Source organism: Paraburkholderia acidiphila, from assembly GCF_009789655.1.
GTDB classification, from domain to species: Bacteria; Pseudomonadota; Gammaproteobacteria; order Burkholderiales; family Burkholderiaceae; genus Paraburkholderia; species Paraburkholderia acidiphila.
In genome coordinates this window covers 1369256-1393093 of the sequence record NZ_CP046910.1, presented here as the reverse complement: position 1 = coordinate 1393093, position 23838 = coordinate 1369256, and the positions used below count along the sequence as shown (strand labels likewise).

General features: G+C 64.2%; 17 protein-coding genes. 14 read left to right on the top strand and 3 right to left on the bottom strand.

Annotation, left to right across the window (positions count from 1 at the left end):
* Positions 1 to 7 precede the first annotated feature (7 nt).
* Positions 8 to 1102, bottom strand: a complete 1095-nt coding sequence (locus FAZ97_RS20755; protein ID WP_158760291.1) for an acyltransferase family protein — start codon at positions 1100 to 1102, stop codon at positions 8 to 10.
* A gap of 399 nt (positions 1103 to 1501) precedes the next feature.
* Here FAZ97_RS20755 and FAZ97_RS20750 point away from each other — a divergent pair, with 399 nt between their 5' ends.
* Genes FAZ97_RS20750 through FAZ97_RS20740 form a run of 3 tightly spaced genes read left to right on the top strand, consistent with a single transcriptional unit; the run spans position 1502 to position 7658 of the window.
* The gene (locus FAZ97_RS20750; RefSeq protein ID WP_158761018.1) at positions 1502 to 3679 is read left to right on the top strand and encodes an NHL repeat-containing protein; all 2178 of its coding nucleotides are present in this window, start codon (positions 1502 to 1504) and stop codon (positions 3677 to 3679) included.
* Positions 3680 to 3708: 29 nt separating this feature from the next.
* Positions 3709 to 5175: a flippase gene (locus tag FAZ97_RS20745; RefSeq protein WP_158760290.1), complete on the top strand. Its 1467-nt coding sequence runs from the start codon at positions 3709 to 3711 to the stop codon at positions 5173 to 5175.
* Positions 5172 to 7658 (top strand): glycosyltransferase family 4 protein, encoded by a 2487-nt coding sequence (locus FAZ97_RS20740; RefSeq protein ID WP_158760289.1) that lies wholly within the window; start codon positions 5172 to 5174, stop codon positions 7656 to 7658. Before FAZ97_RS20745 ends, FAZ97_RS20740 begins: the two co-directional genes overlap by 4 nt.
* Positions 7659 to 8265: 607 nt before the next feature.
* On the opposite strand, the gene FAZ97_RS20735 is transcribed toward FAZ97_RS20740, so the two are convergent.
* A complete protein-coding gene (locus tag FAZ97_RS20735; protein WP_233271716.1) occupies positions 8266 to 9453 on the bottom strand; it encodes an acyltransferase family protein in 1188 nt (395 codons plus the stop codon).
* A gap of 199 nt (positions 9454 to 9652) precedes the next feature.
* Between FAZ97_RS20735 and FAZ97_RS35250 the strand changes: the two genes are divergently transcribed.
* The 4 genes from FAZ97_RS35250 to FAZ97_RS20720 all read left to right on the top strand — a co-directional run bounded on the left by FAZ97_RS35250 (position 9653) and on the right by FAZ97_RS20720 (position 14757).
* On the top strand, positions 9653 to 9796 hold the full coding sequence (locus tag FAZ97_RS35250) for a hypothetical protein (protein WP_199272116.1): 144 nt from the start codon (positions 9653 to 9655) through the stop codon (positions 9794 to 9796).
* Positions 9797 to 10061: 265 nt separating this feature from the next.
* A complete protein-coding gene (gene galU / locus FAZ97_RS20730; protein ID WP_158760288.1) occupies positions 10062 to 10952 on the top strand; it encodes a UTP--glucose-1-phosphate uridylyltransferase GalU in 891 nt (296 codons plus the stop codon).
* 373 nt (positions 10953 to 11325) lie between these two features.
* The gene (locus FAZ97_RS20725) at positions 11326 to 12948 is read left to right on the top strand and encodes a S53 family peptidase (RefSeq protein ID WP_158760287.1); all 1623 of its coding nucleotides are present in this window, start codon (positions 11326 to 11328) and stop codon (positions 12946 to 12948) included.
* 123 nt (positions 12949 to 13071) lie between these two features.
* Positions 13072 to 14757, top strand: coding sequence for a S10 family peptidase (locus FAZ97_RS20720; protein WP_158760286.1), 1686 nt, complete (start codon positions 13072 to 13074; stop codon positions 14755 to 14757).
* A 31-nt stretch (positions 14758 to 14788) separates the two neighbouring features.
* On the opposite strand, the gene FAZ97_RS20715 is transcribed toward FAZ97_RS20720, so the two are convergent.
* Positions 14789 to 15313, bottom strand: coding sequence for a nucleoside 2-deoxyribosyltransferase (locus tag FAZ97_RS20715; RefSeq protein ID WP_158760285.1), 525 nt, complete (start codon positions 15311 to 15313; stop codon positions 14789 to 14791).
* Positions 15314 to 15635: 322 nt separating this feature from the next.
* On the opposite strand from FAZ97_RS20715, the gene FAZ97_RS20710 reads away from it, so the two are divergent.
* The 7 genes from FAZ97_RS20710 (at position 15636) to FAZ97_RS20680 (ending at position 23780) form a co-directional block, all read left to right on the top strand.
* Positions 15636 to 16943: an MFS transporter gene (locus tag FAZ97_RS20710; RefSeq protein ID WP_158760284.1), complete on the top strand. Its 1308-nt coding sequence runs from the start codon at positions 15636 to 15638 to the stop codon at positions 16941 to 16943.
* Between the two features lie 191 nt (positions 16944 to 17134).
* Positions 17135 to 18043 carry a transporter substrate-binding domain-containing protein gene (locus tag FAZ97_RS20705; RefSeq protein WP_158760283.1) on the top strand — a complete coding sequence of 303 codons (909 nt, stop codon included), beginning with the start codon at positions 17135 to 17137 and terminating at the stop codon, positions 18041 to 18043.
* A 145-nt stretch (positions 18044 to 18188) separates the two neighbouring features.
* Positions 18189 to 19430 carry an NAD(P)/FAD-dependent oxidoreductase gene (locus tag FAZ97_RS20700; protein WP_199272115.1) on the top strand — a complete coding sequence of 414 codons (1242 nt, stop codon included), beginning with the start codon at positions 18189 to 18191 and terminating at the stop codon, positions 19428 to 19430.
* Between the two features lie 105 nt (positions 19431 to 19535).
* The gene (locus FAZ97_RS20695; RefSeq protein ID WP_158760281.1) at positions 19536 to 20771 is read left to right on the top strand and encodes an autotransporter strand-loop-strand O-heptosyltransferase; all 1236 of its coding nucleotides are present in this window, start codon (positions 19536 to 19538) and stop codon (positions 20769 to 20771) included.
* Between the two features lie 151 nt (positions 20772 to 20922).
* Positions 20923 to 21804: a sn-glycerol-3-phosphate ABC transporter permease UgpA gene (gene ugpA / locus FAZ97_RS20690; RefSeq protein ID WP_158760280.1), complete on the top strand. Its 882-nt coding sequence runs from the start codon at positions 20923 to 20925 to the stop codon at positions 21802 to 21804.
* Positions 21805 to 21817: 13 nt separating this feature from the next.
* The gene (gene ugpE, locus FAZ97_RS20685; protein ID WP_158760279.1) at positions 21818 to 22663 is read left to right on the top strand and encodes a sn-glycerol-3-phosphate ABC transporter permease UgpE; all 846 of its coding nucleotides are present in this window, start codon (positions 21818 to 21820) and stop codon (positions 22661 to 22663) included.
* Positions 22664 to 22688: 25 nt separating this feature from the next.
* On the top strand, positions 22689 to 23780 hold the full coding sequence (locus tag FAZ97_RS20680; protein ID WP_158760278.1) for a sn-glycerol-3-phosphate import ATP-binding protein UgpC: 1092 nt from the start codon (positions 22689 to 22691) through the stop codon (positions 23778 to 23780).
* The last annotated feature ends 58 nt before the right edge of the window (positions 23781 to 23838 follow it).

Sequence of the window (23838 nt, the reverse complement as noted above, 5' to 3'; positions counted from 1 at the left end):
TCGGGAATTACGACTGCGGGCTCGACTGGCTCACGTGCGCGGCGATGTCCACCGGCTTCGCCGTCAAGCGGCGGCGCGGGCCGCGCGTGAGGCGGCGTTCGAAGAGGAACCAGCTCGCGCTCGCATAAGCGAGCGTGAGGACGAGCGCAATCGCGGCGCTCTCGATGCGGCCGTAGTGAAGCGGCCACACCGCGTAGAGAATCGTGAGGTGAATGAGGTAGATCGTGTAGCTGATCGTGCCGATATACACGAGCACCGGGTTCGACAGCAGGCGCCGCACGATGCCTTTCGACTGCAGCGCGAACACGACGATGGAAGTGCAGAGCACGAGCGAGATGCTATAGAGCATCGCGTTCGAGAGCGGCGTATTCATGGCGCGAAAGCGCGGGTAGTGCAGGTGCAGCCAGGCCAGCGCGCCGAGCGCCGCAAAGAAAAGCACGGCGGCGGGCAATTTTAAGGGCTCGAGCGCGTTGCGGTCGCGGCGTACGATCACGGCTAGCAGCGCGCCCGTGGCCAACAGGTCCATGCGGAACGGCGTGAGATAGTAAATCGGCCAGTACGTGTCGAACCACGGCGTCGCGACGGCGCGCAGCACGGGCACGAGCACGATGAGCGCGGCGGCCACCACGGCCATGAGCCGCTGCGGCAGGAGCAGCACGACGAAGGGCCAGACGATGTAGAACTGCTCTTCCACGGCGAGCGACCAGAGAATGTTGAGGCTGTCGTGCCCGCTCTGGCCGAGCGCATCGCCGATATTGGTGGCGAAGAACGCATACCACGGCCAGTAATGCGCCCAGCCGAAGCCGAACAGCAGCGACGACACCACGAGCAGCAGCACATAAGGCGGCAGGATGCGGCGCACCCGGCGCGCATAGAAGTAGCTGAAATACGATTGCCCGCGCGCCTTGCGCTCGAGCAGGATGCCGGTGATGAGAAAGCCGCTCAGCACGAAGAACAGGTCGACGCCCATCCACAACGGCGCGTGCAAGGCGTGCTGCGCGAACACCGCGAGCACGGCGAAAGCACGCAGGCCGTCCAGCTGGACGATGCGGTGGGAATGGTCGGCGGGGCCTTGTTGACTGATCAGGCGGCTAACGGTCATCGGTTCTCCGGTGGGTTCATGCAGGTGCAATTGCTGCGCGATTCATTTTAGAAAGAATTAAATGTTCAAAAAGCCGAAATATATTGGCTTTGAATATTTAAATCGAATTGCCGGATTTTGCGCGATATGAAATCGGCGCGATTGCCTGTAAATCGGTCGAGGTCATGCTGCATGGGGCTTTCTGGCTTCGCGTTCAAGCGCTGGAATATATTTCCGGGCTATTCGGAAACGGGTCATAAATACTGAATTTTTTTGAATTATTTTCCCTTTTTTGCAGGCGATTTTTCGCGCGGTTTGTGCGGCATGATCCTGGCAGATTGCCGTCATCAGACTGGAGGAATTGCCTTGCCGTTATCGAATCCCGATCGCCGCTTGCGCAGGACGTTGGCACTGGCCGCGATGTGCACGTTTATCTGCACGTCGTCGGTTCAGACCATCGCCGCGCCGCAGCTCAACGTGACGACCTCGTGGATCGGCAACACCTTCGGTAACGGCCAGGGCACGTGGATGCAAATCAACGTCACGGCCATTGCGGTCACGCCCGAAGGCAAGGTATTCACCAATGCTCCGTGGGACGAGAGCGGCGCCGAGATCAGCGCGTACCAGGACGGCAAGCCGCTCGGTTTTGCCGGCGGCACGCATGGCTGGGGCGGCGCCGGCGGCAACGCCGTGGCCGTGAATCATCGCTATCTGTATGCGGCGGTTGGCGTGGGCAACGAGAAGGGGCATCTCGTCGGCAGCGGCATCTGGCCCGCGAAGGGCAGCCAGTGGTACGGCATCACGCGCCGGCCGCTCGACGAGCCCAAACGGGCCGCCGCGTTCCAGGCTTCGCCCGATCCGCTCAATCCGCATGCGCAGCTATCGGCGTCGTTTCTGAAGATCAACGAAGTGCCAGCGGGCACGCCTGCCGACATAGGCGGACTCGCCGCTACGGATTCGACGCTCTACGTGAGCAACACGCTGATGAACCGCATCGAGGTGTACGACGCGAACTCGATGCAGCGCAAGGCGCAATGGGACGTGCAGGCGCCGGGCCGTATCGCGCTCGCGGCCGATGGGTCGGTGTGGGTGCTGACGGATGCCGATGCGGGTAAGGGTGCGGCCCACCCGCGTGTGGAGCATTACGCGGCCGATGGCAAGCGCCTCGACGATACGCTCGAGCTGCCCGACGATTCGGTAGCCGTGGATCTTGCGTTCGATCCGCAGCAACGCCTGCTGATCGCCGATAACGGGCCGCGCCAGCAGATCCTCATCTTCACGCGCAACGGCAAGACGTGGACGCAGAGCGCCACGCTTGGCGAGCGCGGCGGCATCTTTTCGGGCGTAGCAGGCAGGCCGGGGCCAGGCCGGTTCAATGGGCTGACGGGTGTCGGCACCGATGCGCGCGGCAATATCTACGTTTCGACCAACGGCGTCGGGCCGCAGCACGACGGCAGCATCGGCGCAGGCCTTGGCGCGACGCTGGAGGCGTATACGCCTGCGGGCAAGCGCTTGTGGAACCTGGAAGGTCTGCTCTTCGTCGATGGCGCGTGGGTGGACCCGCAGCGCCCCAACAGCGTTTATACCGGCAACAAGCGCTTCGAACTCGATTTGTCGAAGCCGCCGGGGCACGACTGGAAATACGTCGGATTCCTGTCTAATCGATTCCGCTATCCCGACGACCCGGTTTTTCACACAGACCAATGGCCGGGTCTGCCGACCGCGCGCGTGTTGAACGGACAGACGTTTCTGTTCCTGACCGACATGTACGCGGACCACCTGAAGATCTATCGCTTCGACGCGCAGCGCGACGGCGAGACCGCGATTCCCTCGGGCTTCATCGCGGGACGGGGCCGTGGGGTGCAGAACGTGCCGAACGCGCCAACCGTACCGGCGGCCGGCGACTGGATCTGGCGCGACGCGAACGGCAATGGCGCGTTCGACGCCGACGAATTCACGCGCAATCCGGGCCGCGATCATCTCGCCGGCGGGTGGGGCTGGTGGATCGATACGCGCGGCGACATCTGGCGCGCGCGCGACGACAAGGGCATCTGGCGCTTCCGCTTCGGCGGTCTCGACGCGAAGGGCAACCCGATCTACTCGTACGACAAGCTCGACAAGTACGCGATTCCCGCGCCGTTTACCGAGGTGCATCGCGCGATCTACGAGCCGCAGACCGACACGCTCTACGTGACCGGCTATACGGCCGACGCGCCGCACGATCCCGGCTTCTGGAAGGAAGCGGGGCGCGTGCTGGTGCGCTACGACAAGTGGTCGAGCGGCCACCCCGAGCAGCGCTACATGCTGCGCCTGCCGTGGGACCCGAAAGCGAAGCCGCCTGTCACGCCCGCGGGGCTCACGGTGGAAGGCCAGTACGTGTTCGTGGTCGAGCCCGCAGGCAACGTGCATGTGTACGACAAGGACAGCGCGAAGGAGATCGGCACCTTCGGCCCGGGCGCGGAAGTGGGCAACACCTCGGGCTGGGTCGACGTGCCGTTCGGCATCACCGCGCATCGCGAAGCGAACGGCGAATACCTCGTCTTCGTCGAGGAAGACGCGCGCGGCAAGGTCCTCATGTACCGCTGGAAACCGGCCTGACCCTCACGGGCCACGCAACTGGATACCTAATGGATAAAGGAATACTGCGCAACGTCGCCATCAATCTGTTCGGTCTCGTGCTGCCGACCTTCGTGTCGCTCGTCACGGTGCCTTCTTATATTCGTCTGCTGGGCGTGGAGCGCTACGGCGTCATTGCGCTCGTGTGGACCTTGATCGGCTACTTCAGCGTGCTCGATCTCGGCATGAGCATGGCCGCGCAGAACCAGATCTCGAAGGCGTATGCGTCCAAAGACGCCGACGCGTGCGAGCGCGTGTTCTGGAGCGCGTTCTGGCTGAACTTCACGACCGGCGCCATTGGCGGGTTGCTGATCTATTCGGGCGGCGCGCTCTATACCGCGTATTTCACGCACGTCACGCCCGAACTGCGCCACGAGGTCTACCTCGCGCTGCCCTGGCTCGCCGTGGCGATTCCGGTGGCGAATGTGTCGTGGGTGTTCGCGGGCGCGATCAACGGTGCGGAGCGCTTTGGCATCTACAACACGAACCAGACGCTCGGCACGTTCCTGTTCCAGTTGCTGCCGCTGGCCGCCGCCTGGGCGTACGAGCCGAATCTGCAGACCGTGCTGGCCGCCGCCGTGTTCGCGCGTCTCGCGGCCGCCATCCTGCTCGGCCGCTCCGCGCTGCGCGTGCTCGGCATTCGCAAGGTGCGCGGACCGCGCCTCGATACCTCGAAGGCGCTCTTCAATTTCGGCGGGTGGATGCTGGTCGCGAGCATGACGACGATGGTCGCGGATTCGCTCGACCGCATGATGCTGGGCGCGGGTCTCGGCGCGCGCTTCGTCACGTACTACACGGTGCCGCAGAACCTCGTCACGCGGCTGAACATGGTGCCCAATGCGCTCGTGCGTACGCTGTTTCCGCGCCTCTCGGCGCTCGGCCGCGAGCATGCGGATGAGATCGCGGCGCAGTCGCTGCAATTTCTCAATGCCGTGTTCACGCCCATCGCAATCGGCGCGATTGTCGTGCTTCAGCCCTTCCTGCATGCGTGGGTGGGACCGGTGATCGCGGAGCATGGCGCACCGGTTGGGCGCGTGCTGATCATCGCCGTGTGGCTCGTCGGGCAGGCGGGCGTGACGCGCATTCTGATCCAGTCGCAAAACAATCCCGCCGCCGCCGCGCGCGTGGGGCTCGTGGAATTGCCGCTCTTTGCGGGCTTGCTGTGGCTCGGCATCTCGCGCTTCGGCTTGCCGGGCGCCGCCGCCGCCGTGCTGTTTCGCGCACTGTTCGACTACGTCGTGCTGCTGTGGCTGTCGCGCATTCATAGCCGCACGATCATCGTCGATATGTTTGCACACCTGAGTTTTCTCGCCGCCGCGCTCGCTCTTGCGTGGTGGCTGCCGGACGCGCTGTACGCGATCGGCGCCGGAGTCGTGCTCGCGCTCGGCAACATGGTGTGGTCGGTTGCGACCACGCCGATGCTGCGCGGCTACGCCCGTTCTCTTCTCTTTCGACTGAATTCACGGAAAAGCGCATGAGTCACGAACTGATCGACGAAGCGGCGCCGTCCGAAAGCGCCGCCGCGCCCATTCAACGGCGCGAAGCCACCCAGCCGCGACGCACCGAAACGGGTGCTGTCATGCCGCTGCGGCCATTGCGGCCGGCCCTCGCCGCAGGCCGCGCGCCGCGCGTGGCCATCGTGCACGACTGGCTCGTGACTTACGCGGGCGCGGAGCGTGTGCTCGAGCAGATCCTGGCCTGCTTTCCTGACGCGGATCTGTTTTCGGTCGTCGACTTCGTCGATGCGAAGGACCGCACGTTCCTGCGCGGCAAGCGCGCCACGACCTCGTTCATCCAGAAGCTGCCCGGTGCGCGCAAGCGCTATCGCGCGTATTTGCCATTCATGCCGCTTGCCATCGAACAGCTCGACGTGTCGGGCTACGACGTGGTGATTTCGAGTAGCCACGCGGTAGCCAAGGGCGTGCTCACGGGACCGGACCAGTTTCATATCAGCTACGTGCATTCGCCGATCCGCTATGCGTGGGACCTCCAGCATCAATACCTGCAGGAGTCGAGCCTCACGCGCGGCCCGAAGTCGATGCTCGCGCGCCTGATCCTGCACTACATCCGCAACTGGGACGTGCGCACGGCGAATTCGGTGGACCAGTTCGTCGCCAACTCGGAGTTCATTGCGCGCCGCATCCAGAAGGTGTATCAACGCCCGGCCGAGGTGGTGTATCCGCCCGTGGATGTCGACGCGTTCGAGCTGGAAACGCAGAAAGAAGGCTTCTATGTAACCGCCTCGCGACTTGTGCCGTACAAGAAGATCGACCTGATCGTCGAGGCGTTCGCGCGCATGCCCGAGCGGCGTCTCGTGGTGATCGGCGACGGTCCCGACATGAACAAGGTGCGCGCGAAGGCGGCGCCCAATGTGGAGGTGCTGGGCTATCAACCGTTCGCCGTACTGCACGACCGCATGCGCCGCGCCAAGGCGTTCGTATTCGCGGCGGAAGAGGACTTCGGCATTTCGGTGGTCGAGGCGCAGGCTTGCGGCACGCCCGTGATTGCATTCGGGAAGGGCGGCGCGCTCGAAACCGTGCGCGACACGGGTTCGCGGCCCACGGGCATCTTCTTCGAAGAGCAGAACGCAGACGCGATCATCGCGGCCGTCGATTCGTTCGAAAGCGATCCTGGCCGATTCCGCGCCGAAGATTGCCGTGCGAACGCCGAGCGGTTTTCTTCGCGGCATTTCCGCGAGCAGTTCTTCGCGCGCGTGGCGAAGGCGGTGCCGGCGATCTCGCAGGCGGGCTCGGCGCATGGCGCGCCGCCGTTCGAGATCGATGCTCACGCAACGGAATCGCCACGCGTGCTCGCGATCGACCAGAGCGGTGTGCTCGGCGGCGCCGAGCTATCGCTGCTCGAAGTGGTGAAGGGCTTGCGCTCGCGCATCGACGTGCTGCTCTTCAACGACGGGCCCTTCAGGGAGGCGCTCGACAAGGCTGGCGCGCGCGTGGAAGTGCTCGATTCGGGCGCGTTGAGCAACGTGCGCCGCGATGGCGGTGCGGCACCGCGTCTGGGCGTGCTCGCGGGCATTGCCGCGCTTGTGCGCGAGACGCGCCGCCGTGCTCGCGAAGCTGACGTGCTTTACGCCAACACGCAACGCGCCATGGTGATCGGCGTGCTTGCGGGCAAGCTGGCGCGTAAGCCGGTGGTCTGGCATTTGCGTGACATCGTGAGCGACGAGCATTTCGGCCGCGTGCAGCGTGCCGTGATCAAGGGCTGCGCGAAGTTGGGGCTGGCGCATGTGATTGCCAATTCGCACGCTTCGGCGAAGGTGTTTGCGCAGCTCACGCGCTTCGATTCGAAGCGGATCGATGTCGTGCATAACGGGGTGGATGAGTCGCCGTTCCGTGCGCTTGCGCGTGTGCCGCAGACGCAGTTGCGGGCGCAGATCGGGTTGCCCGAGGACGCGTTTCTCGTTGGTGCGTTTAGCCGGCTCGCGCGTTGGAAAGGTCAGCATGTGCTGCTGGAAGCGTTGCTGGATGAGCCGCGGGCGCATGCTGTGCTGGTGGGGGCACCGCTGTTTGGTGAGGATGCCTATGCGGCGGAACTGCGCGCGTTCGTCGAGGCGAATGGGTTGCATGAGCGCGTGCATTTTCTTGGCTTCCGGCATGACATTGCTGCTTGCATGCGTGCTGTCGATGTGATCGCGCATACGTCTATTACGGCTGAGCCGTTTGGGCGGGTGGTCGTGGAGGGGATGCTCGCGCAGCGGCCTGTTGTCGCTTCGCGGGATGGCGGTGTGACCGAGATCGTCGAGCATGGGAAGAGCGGGTTGCTCTGTACGCCTGGCGATGCGAAGGAACTCGCTGCTACGATCGCCTCATTGCACGATGACGCAGCGTTGCGGGAAGGGCTCGCTGCGCGAGGGCTTGCTACGGCTCGGGAACGCTTTGGCAAGCAGCAGTATGTCGATGCGGTCGAGCGGGTGCTCGATGGGGTTGTTGCGCGAGGGAAGTGATGCGGCCCGGCTCCTTGCCGGTTTGGGCTTTACTTGTTTTCGCGGCGGTACTTCAAGCGTTGCCCCTGTGCGGGGCGGCACCTACTTTTCTTTGCAGCGGCAAAGAAAAGTAGGCAAAAGAAAGCCGCTCAAACCGCCAGCGCCTGCCACCGTTCACCCCGCACCACCCCACTTGAATGGCTCCGGAGCGTCTGTCACCTCGCACCACTTAACTAAGTGACAAGGCGCTCATCCTTCCGGCGGCGCTACGCGCCCCGAAGGGCATAATCCCCAACCGTTGGGGCGCGTGAGTTCTCACGAATGCGCTTGCTACCCTTCGGTTTTCCGGTGTCCCTTGCAGACCCGGCCGCTGCGCGCGTAGCGAGCAGCGGGAACGGATGAGCCCTTAGTCACTGACGGGAATGGTGCGAGGTGACAGATGCTCCGGAGCCATTCGAGTGGGGTGGTGCGAGGTGAACGGTGGCAGGCATTAGCGGTGTGAGCGGCTTTCTTTTGCCTACTTTTCTTTGCCGCTGCAAAGAAAAGTAGGTGCCGCCCCGCACAGGGGCAACGCTTGAAGCACCACCGCGAAAACAAGTAAAGCCCAAAACAGCCAGGAACCAAAAGATCAAGCAGCGCTCCGCTCCCTGAGCCGACCGGCAGCCCGAAGCGCGGGCAACTCAAAGAGCCGATAGAACACCCATGCAACCGGCACAACGGCAAAGGTAAAACCGAACGAAGGCCATATCGAAGTCTGCAACTCAGAGCGAAACAACAGCGACCCGAGCATCACAAACAGCGGCAAATGGATGAGATACAGCGAGTAACTGAAATCGCCGAGTTTGGAGAACAGAGAGTGCAGCACGCCGGGAGCGGCAGGCGCAGGCAGCGCAAGCGCCTTCACGAGATAGCAGGCAAACGCGCAGGCCCAGAGCTGGAACGCACCGAACTGGCCAAAGTGAAACGCCACGCACCCGGCAATGGCAAAAAGCGCCGCAGCAGGATAAGCGAACCGAAACCCGGAAGACCCACGCAAGCGCACTTCGGCGATCCATGCGCCGAGCATCCACGAGAACCAGTACGACGAGAAGACGACGACATCATGCCGCTCCAGCGTCAAAGCGGACACGACATTGACGAGCGCCACGGCGGCGAGCACGACATTCAGCCCAAACCGCCGCCGCGCAGCGAAAAGCAGCGGGTACAGCAGGTAAAACTGCACTTCGAGCGAAAGGGTCCAGAGCGCGCCATTAGACCCATACGTCTTACCGGCCACGCCTTGCAGCGAGAACAGATTGACGAAGAAGTCGCGCACCCCGATGTCATTGATCTTGTGACTCACGGGAAAGAGCGAAAGACTGACCGAATCCACCGCCAGCGTGAGCAACAACGCGGCAAGCAGCACCGGATAGATGCGCACGAACCGGCGCAGCCAGAACTGCTTCGCGTCGAGCCGGAAATTGGGGTTCGCGTTGAGGCGCGCGGCGCCGCTGCGGTGAATGCAATACCCGCTGATGACGAAAAAAATCGGCACGCCCGCCGATCCCCATGCAATGGGAAACGTGAGCCACGCAGCGATAGTGCCAGGGCTCGCGAGGCTCGCGTGCAACTGGTGAAACGCACCCATGCCGATCCAGGTGACCTGGCGGCAATGGAAATAGGCCACCAGCAGGGCCGCAAAGCCGCGCAGGGCCTCGATCAGATGGTCGCCGGCAAGCTCGCGCGCCGCGGTCGCGGGCCGCGCGGCAGCGCCCGCAGCAGCGGCAGGCAGCGCGGATGCAGGCGGCATGGCGGTTTGGAGTACGGGATCGCTCATCGGTGTCAGCCGGTCCTTGGGGAGAGTACCCGGCGATCTTAGAGGCGCGCACGCGCGTGAAGTAAGCAAAAGTTTTTCAAAATGTATTCACGCGGATAAGGGAAATCGAGAAATAAATGGATTGAAAATCAAAGCGGTTTATTTGTGGAATTTGGAATGCTATTTTGAGTGCGATCGACTATGGTCGCTGGAGAATCCGATGAACCTGCACTTGCTGGCCGGCGTGGCCGTGCTGTTGATACTCGTGGGGGTGTCCGCGTATCGTGAGGCCCTGCGCAATGAGCCCATCCGGCGCGCACGCACGCGCTCCGGCGCCCTGCCGCCCGCCGACGAAGCGGAGTAGGCCGCGCCCGAACGAGACGCGCCACCGACACAAGCCGGAACAGGAAATTCATGCCGATCTGTTTTGTATTATTCGGAATGAATGGAAATAATTTCCGGTGTTATGCTGAAGCCGTGTAATCAGAATTTACTGGTCTTTTTTTATTCCTTAAAAGACGGTAAACAATCTTATTCAATACAAGACTCTGCCAGGGCAGAACCTCGGGGAAGTCGGCTTGCCTTGCTGCGAGACCGAGACTCAAACGTACGATCTGGGAATGGACATCATGCTCAAAGTAACCAAAGCGGTATTTCCTGTTGCAGGCCTTGGGACGCGCTTCTTGCCCGCCACCAAGGCGAGCCCCAAGGAAATGCTGCCGGTCGTCGACAAGCCGCTCATTCAGTACGCCGTGGAAGAGGCGATCGCTGCGGGGATTACCGAAATGATCTTCGTGACCGGCCGCAGCAAGCGCGCGATCGAAGACCATTTCGACAAGTCGTACGAGATCGAATGCGAACTCGAAGCCCGCAACAAGCAAAAGCTGCTCGACCTCGTTCGCAGCATCAAGCCTGCCAATGTGGACTGCTTCTACGTGCGCCAGGCCGAGGCGCTCGGTCTGGGCCACGCCGTGCTGTGCGCGGAAAAACTCGTGGGCGGCTCGCCGTTCGCCGTGATTCTCGCTGACGACCTGCTCTACAGTCCCACGCCCGTCATGAAGCAGCTCGTGAACACGTTCAATCACTATCACAGCTCGGTAATCGGCGTGGAATCGATCGCGCGTGAAAACAGCGCGTCGTATGGCATCGTCGATGGCCGCGAGTGGGAAGAGGATGTGTTCAAGCTTTCGGGCATCGTCGAAAAGCCGGCGCCGGAAGTCGCGCCCTCGAATCTCGGCGTGGTGGGCCGCTACGTCCTCATGCCCACGATTTTCGATCATCTGCGCGCGCTGAAGCCGGGTGCGGGCGGCGAGCTGCAGCTTACCGATGCATTGCAGTCGCTTCTCACCGAAGAGCAGGTGCTCGCGTACCGCTATATGGGCACGCGTTTCGACTGCGGCAGCAAGCTCGGTTACCTCAAGGCGACGGTGGAGTTCGCGCTGCGCCATCCGGAGGTGAAGGACGAGTTCGAAGCGTATCTGCAAACGCATCTGCCGGCCGCGCTGGCCGCCGCCGCATAAAAACGCCGCAGCGGCGCAACCACGCTACGGGGTCATTCGAAGCGCGCGGGCTCCGTGCCCGCGCGCTTTTTTGCGCTTGTCGCATCCCTGCCCAAGGACCTTCGCGACATGGCTATGCGCCAGCGCCTGAAGAGATTTGCAATCGTCATCGGTGTATAACGATTCTGGCGGGCACGCCGAATGCGCACAGCGCTTCGTTTGTGTTCGCGCTGCGCCGCTGGCCGCTCGTGCAATGGCGATGCTGCATGAATATCCCAAAGATTGTTGTAGGGCATGCCGGGCTGGTTTGGCGCGCGCGATTCCGGTGATTCAACGCGCGTCCGGGCGCCAGCGTCCAGTCACAGGCACGCGCTTCACAAAGGAGAAACCGGCCATGACCAGGCACCTTCCCGTGGCAGGCAGCGAACATCCCACGCCCGCTGGCGCGCAGTGCGTCGGCGCGTGCGACCCGGCGGAGCGCTTCAAGATCGTGCTGATCCTGCGGCGTCAGGCGTCGGCCGAATTTCACGAACTGGTGGACCGGCTCACCACGAACGATCCCGCTGCCAAGCCGGTTTCCCGCGAAGAGTACGAGCGGCGCTTTGGCGCCAGCGAGGCGGATATCGAGCGTGTCGAACAGTTCGCGACTGCGCACGGTCTCGCCGTGGACCAGGCCGACGCGTCGGCGCGCCGGGTCGTGCTCTCGGGCACGGTGCAGCAGTACAACGCCGCCTTTGGCATCGACCTGCAGCGTTTCGAGCATCAGGTCGGCAAAACCACGCATCATTTTCATCAGCCGAGCGGCCCCCTGCATTTGCCGCAAGACATGCACGAGGTCGTCACCGCCGTGGTGGGGCTCGACAATCGCGCGAAGGCGCAGCCGCACTTTCGCTTCGTGCCGACGAATCTGGCCGATGCGCCGGCTGCCGGCGCACCCATCCGTCCGCCAATTCGCGCCGCGCGCGCGGTAGCCCGGTCGTTCACACCTTTGCAGCTTGCGCAGCTCTACAGCTTTCCCGCAGGCGACGGCAGCGGCCAGTGCATCGCCCTCATCGAAATGGGCGGCGGCTATGACACGGCGGACCTCAGCGCGTATTTCAAGGAACTGGGCGTGAGTGCGCCGCGCGTGGAGGATGTTTCCGTCGATCAGGCGACGAACGCGCCGACCGGCGACCCCAACGGGCCCGACGCCGAAGTCACGCTCGATGTGGAAATCGCGGGCGCGCTGGCGCCCGGAGCGCTCATTGCCGTGTATTTCGCGCCGAACAGCGAGGCCGGTTTCCTCGATGCGGTGAGCGCGGCGCTGCACGACAGCCAGCGCAAGCCATCGGTCATCTCGATCAGCTGGGGCGCGCCGGAGTCGGCGTGGTCGCAGCAAACGCTCAGTGCGCTGAACGACGCGATGCAAACGGCCGTCGCGCTCGGCGTGACCGTGTGTGCGGCATCGGGCGACAGCGGTTCGGCGGATGGCGTGGGCGATGGCGCCGACCATGTCGATTTTCCCGCGTCGAGCCCCTATGCGCTCGGCTGCGGCGGCACGCATATCGCGGCGTCGAACGGCCGCATTTCGCAGGAAACCGTGTGGAGCGACGGCGACAACGGCGCGACCGGCGGCGGCGTGAGCGCGACGTTCGCGCTCCCGGACTGGCAAAAGGGCCTGCGCGTCGTGCGTGGCAGCGGCGGAGCCGGTGCGCTGGTGCGGCGCGGCGTGCCCGATGTCTCGGCCGACGCCGACCCGGCCACCGGCTACGAGGTGCGCGTGGCCGGCACGGATACGGTGGTGGGCGGCACGAGCGCCGTCGCGCCGCTGTGGGCTGCGCTGATCGCGCGCATCAACGCGGCGCGCGGCACACCGGTGGGCTTCGCAAACGCGCGGCTCTATGCACAGCCCAGCGCCTTCAACGATGTGACGAGCGGCAGCAATGGCGACTTCTCCGCGGCGCCTGGCTGGGACGCCTGCACGGGCCTCGGCACGCCGGTCGGGAGCAAGGTGGCGACGGCGCTCGGCTCGGCGTAGGATGAGCGCGGCATGCCGCCCCGTCGAGCAGGACGCGGCGGACGCATGCGGGTTGCATGAAAGGTTGCTATTCGAAGTTGCATTCACTGTCTCAAACGCGAACACACAGAAAGTGGAGACGCCATGAACGACGAAGCGAACGACGAAGCGCAGTCCACCCAGGGCAACGGCGGCACTCGAGGGGCCGGCCCCACGGGCGGCAACGGCAAGCATCGCTCCCAGGCCGATCAGCCGTGCTTCGATCCCACTGCTTACGGCAACGGCCCTGACGACTTCGTCACCGACGTGACCGAGAACGCCGCGATCACGCACCACGCCATTCAGATTGGCAAGGAAGTCATTGCCTATACGGCAACGGCGGGCCATCTCGTGACGGTCGATCCGAGCAGTTCGCAGCCCAATGCCAAGATCTTCTACGTGGCATTCACGAAAGACGGCGTGCAGGCGCAAGACCGTCCCGTCACGTTCTTCTACAACGGCGGCCCGGGCTCGTCTTCCGTTTTCGTGCTGCTCGGTTCGTTCGCGCCCAAGCGCATCAAGACCGCGATGCCGGGCTTCACGCCGCCCGCGCCCTATGCGCTCGAAGACAATCCGGACAGCCTGCTCGACAAGAGCGACCTCATCTTTATCAATCCCGTGGGCACCGGCTATTCGGCCGCGATCGCGCCGCATCACAACCGCGACTTCTGGGGCGTGGACCAGGACGCGGATTCGCTCAAGCAATTCATCAAGCGCTATCTCACGGCGAACGATCGCTGGAATTCGCCGAAGTTTCTCTATGGCGAATCGTATGGCACGGCGCGCAGTTGCGTGCTCGCCTACCGGCTGCACGAGGATGGCGTGGATCTGAACGGCATCACGCTGCAGTCGTCGATACTCGATTACACGCAAAGCGGCAATCCGGTGGGCGCGCTGCCCACGGCCGCCGCCGATGCCTGGTACCACAAGCGCCTTGGCGTCACGCCCGCGCCGAAGGACCTGCAGGCGTTCGCCGCGCAGGTCGCGCAATTCGCGCGCACCGATTATCTGCAGGCGCTGTCGAAGTTTCCCGATCCCAAAGACAAGAGCATTCCGGCAACGCTCAAAACGCTCTCGCAATACACGGGCATCGACACGCAAACGCTGGAGTCGTGGAATCTCGACATCGCCTCGTACGACAGCCGCGGCAACTCGCTCTTCCTCACCACACTCATGAAGGACAAGGGCGTGGCGCTCGGCTCGTACGACGGCCGCGTGACCGCCATCGATACGGGGATTGCCGGCAACATCGACCCCAATTCGGGCGGCAACGATCCCACCATGACGGCGGTGAGCGGCGTGTATACGGCGATGTGGAACAGCTACCTGAACGAGCAGCTCAAGTTCCGCACGAACTCGTCGTTCACGGACCTGAACGATCAGGCGTTCAAGAACTGGAACTTCGGCCATATCGATCCGACGGGCGCGCAAAAGGGCGTGGACGCGCAGGGCAATATCGTGCTCTACACGGCAGGCGACCTCGCGGCGGTGATGGCGCTGAACCCGGATTTGCGCGTGCTTTCGGCGAACGGCTACTATGATTTCGTCACGCCGTTCTACCAGACCGTGATCGATCTGCAGAAGATGCCGCTCCTCGACCAGAAGGTGCGCGACAACCTGAGCGCACGCTTCTATCCCTCGGGGCACATGGTGTATCTCGACGCCGGCTCACGCACGGCGCTCAAGGCCGATCTCGCGAAGCTCTATCAGGTCGCCGTAACGGACCGCCCCGCGGTGGCGCGCATTCGCGCCCTCCAGCGCATGAGCACGATGAGCACCATGCATCATTGAGGCGCTGGCTGGCGCAAGGGCGCACGCGCTGTCATCGCGTGCGCCCTTGCGCCATCGCTTCCAGGCACGCGCGCGCGTCGCCCTGCACGAGACGCGCCGCGCACGCGATCATCAGGTTCTTGGCGAGGCCAAAATCTTCCACCAGATAGCCGCGTTCGCACACGCGCCCCTGCGCGTCGGGCACGGATGGCACGCGTTCGATGAGCGTGCCTTCGTCGGACGTGTAGGCCCAGATTTCCTTGCCTAGTGCGGCTGCATAGCCGATCTCGAAGGCGGTGCCGGAATCGGGCTCGCCGGGGCCGCGAAAGTCGTTCACATTTGCCATCACGATATCGGCGGCCCGGATCGCTTCGACGTTCGCGTGATAGATCCACGCGGCCTGGCGCGGGCCGTCGAGGTCCGGCGGCGCTTGCGCGTCGAGCGGATAGACGCCCTCGAAACCATATTGCGCACACGCGGCGACGAGGCGTGCGCCGTGCTCGAGCGCGTCGCGCCGGAAGACGTCGAAGCCGGCGAGATACACGTGCGGACGGCGGGGCAGCGGGGTCGAGTTCATGGCGCGCGGTCCTCCAGGCAAGGGGTTCGTCGAGAGCAAGTTCGATGATTCTAGCGCCAGGGCCAGGCGCTGCGAGGTTCCGGGCGTATTCCCGCCAATTACAAACAGTTGACAGCAATTGTTGCATCTCGCTACGATGATGCGCTTTGCATGTTGCCGTGCGGTGTTGCGAGCCGCGCAGTCGCATGCATTTCGTTGTGGGCGCAACGTATTGGGGAGGGAGCCCGGGGAAGGAACTCGGGGTGATGAACCCTCCCAATGCGCCTTCGTTTTCCGTGGCCCTTGCCCTTTGCGGCATGGGCTTTGCACCATGTTGGAGACCATGAATACGATCGCCAGCGGCCAGTCGAAGGCCGCACTACACAATATCGAGGCCCGCGCCTATTCCAAGGCGACGTTGCGTCTGTTGCCGTTTCTTTTCCTTTGCTATGTGGCCGCGTATCTCGACCGCGTCAACGTCGGCTTCGCCAAGCTGCAGATGCTGAGCGACCTGCAGTTCAGCGAAACCGTATACGGTCTCGGCGCGGGCATTTTCTTTATCGGCTACTTTTTCTTCGAAGTCCCGAGCAATATTCTCATGCACCGCGTGGGCGCGCGCGTATGGATCGCGCGCATCATGATTACGTGGGCCGTGCTTTCGGCGGCCACGCTGCTCGTGAAGACTCCCACGCAGTTCTATTTCGTGCGCTTCCTGCTGGGCGTGGCCGAGGCGGGCTTCTTCCCCGGCATCGTGCTCTATCTCACCTACTGGTTTCCTGCCGCGCGCCGCAGCCGCATGAATGCGCTCTTCATGATCGGCATTCCGATCGCGGGCGTGCTGGGCGGCCCGTTGTCGGGCTGGATTCTCTCGGCGTTCACGGGCACGAACGGCTGGACGGGCTGGCAGTGGCTCTTTCTGATCGAAGCCGTGCCTTCGCTCGTGCTGGGCGTGATCACGCTCTTCTATCTGCCTAACGGCATTCGCGCGGCGAAGTGGCTCGCGGAGGACGAGAAGGCCGTGCTCGAACGCAATATCGAGCAGGACCAGGCTGGCAAGGGCCACGCATCGATCGGTTCGGTGTTCGCCAATGGCCGCGTGTGGCTCATGGCCGTGATTTACTTCTGCTGCATGATGGGCCTTTACGGCATCAGCTTCTATCTGCCCACGCTCATCAAGGCCAGCGGCGTGAAGAGTGCGCTCGACGTGGGCCTGCTCACCGCCATTCCGTACGCGTGCGCCGTGTTCAGCATGTTGTTCGTGGCGAAGAGCGCCGACCGCACGGGCGAGCGCCGCTGGCACTTCGCCATCGCTTCGCTGGCTTCGGCACTCGGCCTGTATTTCAGCACCGTGTTCGGCAACAACGTGCCGCTCGCCATGCTCGCCCTTTCGGTGGGCGCGGCGGGCATGCTCGCCACGATGCCGGTGTTCTGGACCTGGCCGAGCGCGATCCTCGCGGGCGGGTCGGCTGCCGCCGCCATTGGCATGATCAACTCGATCGGCAATCTCGCGGGCTTCGTAAGCCCTTCGATCATTGGCTGGATGAAGGACGTGACGCAAAGCACGAATGCGGGCATGTACTGCGTTTCGGCGGCCATGGTGCTAGGCGCGGTGCTGGCACTGCTGCAGCCGAAGAAGCTCGTCAACGGCTGATCGTGCAGGCCGCGGCGATCGCGCAGCAGTAGACAGGAAAAGCAGCGGCAAGGTCCGCTGCTTTTTTTTCGTCGTCGACTTAACATCCCGGGAATGCCCTGGTATTTCCCGCATGTTGCGCGATGTTCGATTGTGGCGACATATGTGGGCTTTGACCGCGCACGACAACAGTAAGAGAAGAGGACCGATTCATGAACCGACTGAAGCTGCAGTCGCTGGCCTGCGGGTCCATCGTCACGTGCCTCGCGCTGTTGCAGCCGGCGGCCGCCCAGGTCGCGCAGCCCACGCTCGACAAGATCCGCTCGGTGAATACGATCGCGGTTGGCTATCGCGAGACTTCGGTCCCGTTCTCTTACGTGATTGGCGACAACCAGGTGATCGGCTTTTCGCAGGACATCTGCAACAAGGTGATCGAAGCCGTCAAGGTCAGGACGAAGCGCCCGAACCTGCAGGTGCGTTTCATTCCCGTCACTTCGCAAAATCGCATTCCGCTCGTGCAGAACGGCACCGTGGATCTGGAGTGCGGCGTCACGACGAACCTGAAGTCGCGCGAGGCTCAGGTGAGCTTTTCCAATACGTTCTTCGTGGCGACCACGCGTCTGCTCACGCGCAAGGACTCGGGCATTCACGACTTTCCCGATCTCGCGGGCAAGACGGTGCTCACGAACCAGGGTACGACGTCCGAGCGTATCCTGCGGCGCATGAACCTCGACAAGCAGATGAACATGCGCATCATCAGCGCGCGCGACTATCGCGAGGGGCGCGCCACGCTCGAGTCGGGGCGCGCTGTGGCCTACATGATGGACGACGTGCTGCTCGCCGGCACGCGCTCGCTCACGCAGAAGCCTTCGGAATGGGTGATCGTCGGTACCCCGCAGTCGCTGGAGGCGTATGCCTTCATGATGCGCAACGGCGACCCCGAATTCCGGCAACTCGTGAACGACACGATGGCGGGGCTCATGAAGAGCGGCGAAATCAACGCGATGTACACGAAGTGGTTCGAGAAGCCGGTGCCGCCCAATGGTGTGAATTTCGCGTTTCCGATGAGCGAGCGACTGCGCGCGCTCTATGCCGCGCCGAACGATCGCGCCTTCGACTAAGCGCGGCGTGCGCGCGAGAACCATGAGATGATCTCGTTCCTGGCGCGGCGGGTGGCGTGGATTGAAGGGTGCGGATGAGTCCTGGCCACCCATGCGCGCAATGAATCGATCAATGGGTAAAGCGCAAGATCAAGCGGGAGCGGACATGCAAGAAAACGGCGGTACGTTGGTGATCGTTGGGGCAGGGCACGCGGGCGGCAACGCCGCGGCGCTGCTGCGGCAATATGGATTCGAAGGCCGCGTCGTGCTGGTCGGCGAAGAACCGGTGCCGCCTTATCACCGGCCGCCGCTCAGCAAGGCCTATTTGAAGGGCGAGGCCGACGTCGAACGCCTGTGGCTCAGGCCGCGCGCGTTCTACGACGAGCAGCGCATCGAGCTTAAGCTCGGTGCGAGCGCGCAGTCGCTCGACCGCGCGAGTCGCACGCTCACCCTCGCCGACGGCAGCCAGCTTCAATACGACAAGCTGATTCTCGCCACCGGCTCGACGCCGCGCGCGTTGACGGTGCCGGGCCACGATCTCGCGGGCGTGATCGCACTGCGCTCGCTCGCGGACGCCGACGTGCTGCGCGAGCGCGTGAAGCCTGGCGAAAAGCTCGTGGTGATCGGCGCCGGCTATATCGGCCTCGAAGCGGCAGCGGCGGCACGCCAGCTCGGCCACGAGGTCACGGTGCTCGAAGCGGCGCCGCGCGTGCTGGGCCGCGTGACGGGCGAGACCGTTTCCGCGTTCTACGCGAACGAGCATCGCGCGCAGGGCGTGGAACTGCGCCTGAACGCGACGATCGAGGCGCTCGTGGGCGAGGGCGGCAAGCTCAGCGGCGTGAAGCTGGCCAATGGCGAGATCGTGCCTGCCACGCTTGCGCTCGTCGGCATCGGCATCCTGCCGAACGAAGCGCTCGCGAAAGCGGCGGGCATTACGTGCGCGAACGGCATCCAGGTCGACGACGACGCGCGCACGAGCGACCCTGATGTTTTCGCCATCGGCGACTGCGCGCATCGTCCGCTTGCGCATTATGGCCGCGCGGGGCGGCTGGAAAGCGTGCACAACGCGGTGGAGCAGGCGAAGCTCGCGGCCGCGGCCATTGTCGGCAAGCCGCGTCCCGCGTGCGACGCGCCGTGGTTCTGGTCCGATCAGTACGACCTCAAGCTCCAGACGGTGGGCCTGCTCGAAGGCTATGACGAGGCCATCGTGCGCGGCGATCCGGCCGCGCGCCGCTTCGCCGTGTACTACCTGAAAGACCGCGTGCTGCTCGCGGTCGACGCCGTGAATTCGATGCCCGATTTCCTGTGCGGCAAGAAGCTCGTGGGCAAGGGCGTGAAGCTCGACCTCGACGCGCTGCGCGATCCCGCCACGGATATGGGCAAATTCGCCGCGGCGGCGCTTGCCTGAGCGGCGCATTCAGCGATGAAGTCAGGGGGCGGCGACGCCCCCTTTATTTTTGCGACCGGGATACGCTGCGCGCCGGATCAACATTCCCCGCAGCCAGGTCGCCCGATGAATCCCTCCGCTCTCCCTTCTCCCGGCGCCCAGCGCGGCCTTCAGTCCACCGCTTTCGCGCAGCCCGGCACGCCCGCGCTGGCGGGCCCGGAGGGCATCCGCTACGACTTCAATTTCGGCTGCCGCGTGCAGGTGCCGCAAGACGGCTGGCGCGTGCGCATGCACGATCTCGACACGGCCAATGTGCTGTTCGACGAGGCGTTGAATGCGGGCGAGATCGCCACGAGCCGCCGAAAATACTATGTTCGCTTCCTGCTGGAAGTGTTCGACGGTCCGCGCCTCGTCTTTTCGCATTCCTTCGATGCGGCAGGGCGCCGCGTGCGCGTGGAAGTCGGATCCGGGGCGATAGGCGATGCGATCGCCTGGATGCCGGCGTTCGAGGCTTTCCGCGCGCTGCATGCCTGTGCGCTGACCGTGCGGCTGGCCGCGTCGCTGCATGCGCTGTTCGAGGCCGGCTATCCCGCCATCGCGTTCACGGCTGCTGCTCGCGCCGAAGAGGAAACCGGCGAGCCTGTCTATGCGACGTATCGCGTCGGCGCCTACCGGCCGCTCGCCGACCGCGATCATCAGCCGACCGACCTGCGCGTAAGCAATCTGCAGGACTTCGCTTCGTACATGCTGGGCGTGCCGGCGTTCGAGCGCCGCCCGCGCGTTTCAGTCGCGAATCCCGAGCGTGCCATTGCCGGGCGCTATGTCTGCATCGCCACGCAGGCCTCGTCGCAATGCAAATACTGGAACAACCCGCATGGCTGGCCCGCGCTCGTCGCGCATCTGTTGGCGCGCGGTTACCGGGTGCTGTGTATCGACCGCGACCGCGAATATGGCTTGCCAGGCGAGATGAACGTCATGCCCGAAGGCGCCGAGGATTTCACGGGCGCGCGAGCGTTGACCGAGCGCGCGAGCCTGCTCGCCCACGCCGACTTTTTCGTGGGCCTTGGCAGCGGGCTCTCATGGCTCGCGTGGGCCGTGGGCGTGCCGGTCGTGCTGATCAGCGGCTTCTCGCACCCTAAGGCGGAATTCCACACGCCGTGGCGCGTGATCAATTTCCACGCCTGCAACAGCTGCTACAACGACACGCGCTACGAGTCCGACGACAGCGACTTCGGCTGGTGCCCGCGCCATGCGGGCGACGCGTTCCGCTACCAGTGCACGAAGGCCATCACGCCGGCCCATGTGACCGGCGTGGTGGACCGGCTCATCGCAACGCTCGGTGCCACGCATCGAGACGAATGAAGTCTTGCACCGCGCTTTGATCCGCACTGTCACGAGTCTCGGCTAGAATGCGAACGCGGCGCCGCCCAGGGGGCGGCTCAAATCGATAAACAAGCCGCGCCAACTGGTGTTCGCGCCCAGCGCGACGCCGCCACTCGAGGAGAGTGACGCAATGGAACAACGCTCCCGCTTCGGGGCGAGCCTGCTGCCGTACCTGCTCGTCGGCCCGCAGCTTGCGGTGACCGTGATCTTTTTTCTGTGGCCGGCCGGCGTGGCGCTCCTGCAGTCCACCCAGGCGCAGGACGCCTTCGGCACGTCGTCCGTGTTCGTCGGCTTCGCCAACTTCACGCGGTTGCTGCACGATCCGCTCTATCTGGCCTCGGTCCAGACCACGCTCGTTTTCACGGCGCTCGTCAGCTTCGGGGGGCTCGGCATTTCGCTGCTGCTGGCGGCCATGGCGCACCACGTGACGCGCGGCAAGCGCTTCTACCAAACGTTTCTCATCTGGCCGTATGCGGTCGCGCCCGTCATTGCCGCCGTGCTGTGGGGCTTTCTGTTCAACCCGAGCATCGGGCTCGTGACCTTCGCGCTCGCGCGGTTCGGCGTGACGTGGAACCACGCGCTCAACCCCGGCCAGGCCATGACGCTCGTGGTGGTCGCATCGGTCTGGCAGCAGATCAGCTACAACTTCCTGTTCTTTTACGCAGGCCTGCAGTCGATTCCGCAGTCGCTCTTCGAGGCGGCCGCCATCGACGGCGCGGGCCCCGTGCGGCGCTTCTTCGGCATCGCGTTTCCGCTGCTGTCGCCCACGAGCTTCTTTTTGCTCGTGGTGAACGTGGTCTATGCGCTCTTCGACACGTTCCCCGTGATCGATGCCGCAACGGGCGGCGGCCCCGGCCAGGCCACGCGCACGCTCGTGTACAAGATCTTCGACGAAGGCTTTCGCGGCCTCGACATCGGCAGTTCGGGCGCGCAGTCGGTCGTGCTGATGCTGATCGTCACGGCGCTCACGATCTTCCAGTTCCGCTTTATCGAACGACGCGTGCAGTACTAAGGGTGATGAGCTGATGGTCGAGAACCGCAAATACTTCAACCTGTTCTGCCACGTCATGCTGCTGCTCGGCGTGGCGGTGGTGGCCTTCCCTGTGTACGTGGCGTTTTGCGCCGCCACGATGAACGAGAAAGAAGTTTTCTCGGTGCCGCTCTCGCTCGTGCCGGGCACGCATCTGTTCGCGAACGTGGCCACCGTATGGAACGTGGGCACGGGCAGCGCCGCGAGCCCGTTCGGCGCGATGCTCTTGAACAGTGTCATCACGGCGCTCGTGATCTCGGTGGGCAAGATCGCCATTTCGATCATCTCGGCCTATGCGATCGTGTTTTTTCGCTTTCCGTTCCGGCGTCTCGCGTTCTGGCTGATCTTCGTGACGCTCATGCTGCCCGTGGAAGTGCGCATCTTCCCGACGGTGCAGGTCGCGGCCACGCTGCATCTCACGAATACCTACGCGGGCCTCACACTGCCGCTCATCGCCTCGGCCACGGCCACGTTCCTGTTCCGCCAGTTCTTCCTCACGCTGCCCAACGAACTGATCGAGGCCGCACGCATCGACGGCGCGGGACCGCTGCGTTTCTTCTGGGACGTGGTGCTGCCGCTATCCAAAACGAACATCGCGTCGCTGTTCGTCATTACGTTTATTTTCGGCTGGAACCAGTATCTGTGGCCGATCCTCATGTCGAGCACGGCGTCGATGACGACCGCCGTAGTGGGCATCAAGAGCATGATTTCGAGCGGCGACGCGGCCACGCAATGGCATCTCGTGATGTGCGCGACGATGATCGCCATGCTGCCGCCGCTCGTCGTGGTGCTGGCCATGCAGCGCTGGTTCGTGCGCGGCCTCGTGGATGTGGAGAAATAAGCATGGAAGTAACTCGGGAGACGGCATGGCGGCATTGAGCATACGGGGCGTCACGAAGTCGTACGACGGCGCGCAACAGGTGTTGCACGGCATCGACGTGCAGGTGGCGGACGGCGAATTCATGGTGCTCGTCGGCCCGTCGGGCTGCGGGAAGTCCACGCTGCTGCGCATGGTGGCGGGGCTCGAAACGATCACGTCGGGCGAGATCGCGATCGGCGAGAAGGTGGTCAATCGCGTGGAGCCCAAGGATCGCGATATCGCGATGGTGTTCCAGAACTACGCGCTTTATCCGCACATGACGGTCGCGCGCAACATGGGCTACAGCCTCAAGTTGCAGGGGCTCGACCGCGCGGCGATCGATGCGCGCGTGGCGGCGGCCGCCGAAATCCTGGAGCTGGGCAAGCTGCTGGAGCGCAAGCCGCGCGAGCTTTCGGGCGGTCAGCGCCAGCGCGTGGCGATGGGCCGCGCGATCGTGCGCGAGCCTTCCGTGTTCCTGTTCGACGAGCCGCTCTCGAACCTCGACGCGAAACTGCGCGTGCAGATGCGCCTTGAAATCCAGCGTCTGCATGCGCGCCTGCGCACGACGAGCCTCTATGTCACGCACGACCAGATCGAGGCGATGACGCTCGCGCAGCGCGTGATGGTGCTCAACGGCGGGCGCGCGGAGCAGATCGGCACGCCCAGCGACGTGTACGACCGGCCCGCTTCGATGTTCGTGGCGAGCTTCATCGGCTCGCCGGCCATGAACCTGCTGCGCGGGCGCGTGAGCGACGACGGCCAGCGCTTCGAAATCGAGAGCAACGGGCCGCATCTGCCGCTTGGCGATACGCCGGCCTGGCTGCCGAAGGGCGCGCCATGCGTGCTGGGCGTGCGGCCCGAGCATATGCTCGCGCGCGGCGCCAACGAGCCGGTCACGCTCGAAGTCGAGACCTGCGAATTGCTTGGCGCTGACAACCTCGCGCACGGCCGTTGGGGCAGCGCGGATGTGGTGGTGCGCTTGCCGCATGAAACGCGGCCCACGCCCGGCGAACGGCTGGCGGTGCATTTGCCGCCGGCGCGGCTGCATTTCTTCGACCCGGCCACGGGTAAGCGCCTGGGGCCGGCCGCGACAGCCTGACGAAGCTGGCGCCAAAACCGCGGCCTGGGCGCGAATGCGCCCCTCGCCGCGGTCCCGA

Bases quoted from the DNA above. Each gene is read 5' to 3' on its own strand.
- galU (WP_158760288.1), top strand. From the start codon at position 10,062: ATGCTCAAAGTAACCAAAGCGGTATTTCCTGTTGCAGGCCTTGGGACG.
- FAZ97_RS20720 (WP_158760286.1), top strand. From the start codon at position 13,072: ATGAACGACGAAGCGAACGACGAAGCGCAGTCCACCCAGGGCAACGGC.
- ugpE (WP_158760279.1), top strand. From the start codon at position 21,818: ATGGTCGAGAACCGCAAATACTTCAACCTGTTCTGCCACGTCATGCTG.
- FAZ97_RS20700 (WP_199272115.1), top strand. From the start codon at position 18,189: ATGCAAGAAAACGGCGGTACGTTGGTGATCGTTGGGGCAGGGCACGCG.
- FAZ97_RS20740 (WP_158760289.1), top strand. From the start codon at position 5,172: ATGAGTCACGAACTGATCGACGAAGCGGCGCCGTCCGAAAGCGCCGCC.
- FAZ97_RS20710 (WP_158760284.1), top strand. From the start codon at position 15,636: ATGAATACGATCGCCAGCGGCCAGTCGAAGGCCGCACTACACAATATC.
- ugpA (WP_158760280.1), top strand. From the start codon at position 20,923: ATGGAACAACGCTCCCGCTTCGGGGCGAGCCTGCTGCCGTACCTGCTC.
- FAZ97_RS20680 (WP_158760278.1), top strand. From the start codon at position 22,689: ATGGCGGCATTGAGCATACGGGGCGTCACGAAGTCGTACGACGGCGCG.
- FAZ97_RS20695 (WP_158760281.1), top strand. From the start codon at position 19,536: ATGAATCCCTCCGCTCTCCCTTCTCCCGGCGCCCAGCGCGGCCTTCAG.
- FAZ97_RS20745 (WP_158760290.1), top strand. From the start codon at position 3,709: ATGGATAAAGGAATACTGCGCAACGTCGCCATCAATCTGTTCGGTCTC.
- FAZ97_RS20735 (WP_233271716.1), bottom strand. From the start codon at position 9,453: ATGAGCGATCCCGTACTCCAAACCGCCATGCCGCCTGCATCCGCGCTG.
- FAZ97_RS20725 (WP_158760287.1), top strand. From the start codon at position 11,326: ATGACCAGGCACCTTCCCGTGGCAGGCAGCGAACATCCCACGCCCGCT.
- FAZ97_RS20750 (WP_158761018.1), top strand. From the start codon at position 1,502: ATGTGCACGTTTATCTGCACGTCGTCGGTTCAGACCATCGCCGCGCCG.
- FAZ97_RS20705 (WP_158760283.1), top strand. From the start codon at position 17,135: ATGAACCGACTGAAGCTGCAGTCGCTGGCCTGCGGGTCCATCGTCACG.
- FAZ97_RS35250 (WP_199272116.1), top strand. From the start codon at position 9,653: ATGAACCTGCACTTGCTGGCCGGCGTGGCCGTGCTGTTGATACTCGTG.
- FAZ97_RS20715 (WP_158760285.1), bottom strand. From the start codon at position 15,313: ATGAACTCGACCCCGCTGCCCCGCCGTCCGCACGTGTATCTCGCCGGC.
- FAZ97_RS20755 (WP_158760291.1), bottom strand. From the start codon at position 1,102: ATGACCGTTAGCCGCCTGATCAGTCAACAAGGCCCCGCCGACCATTCC.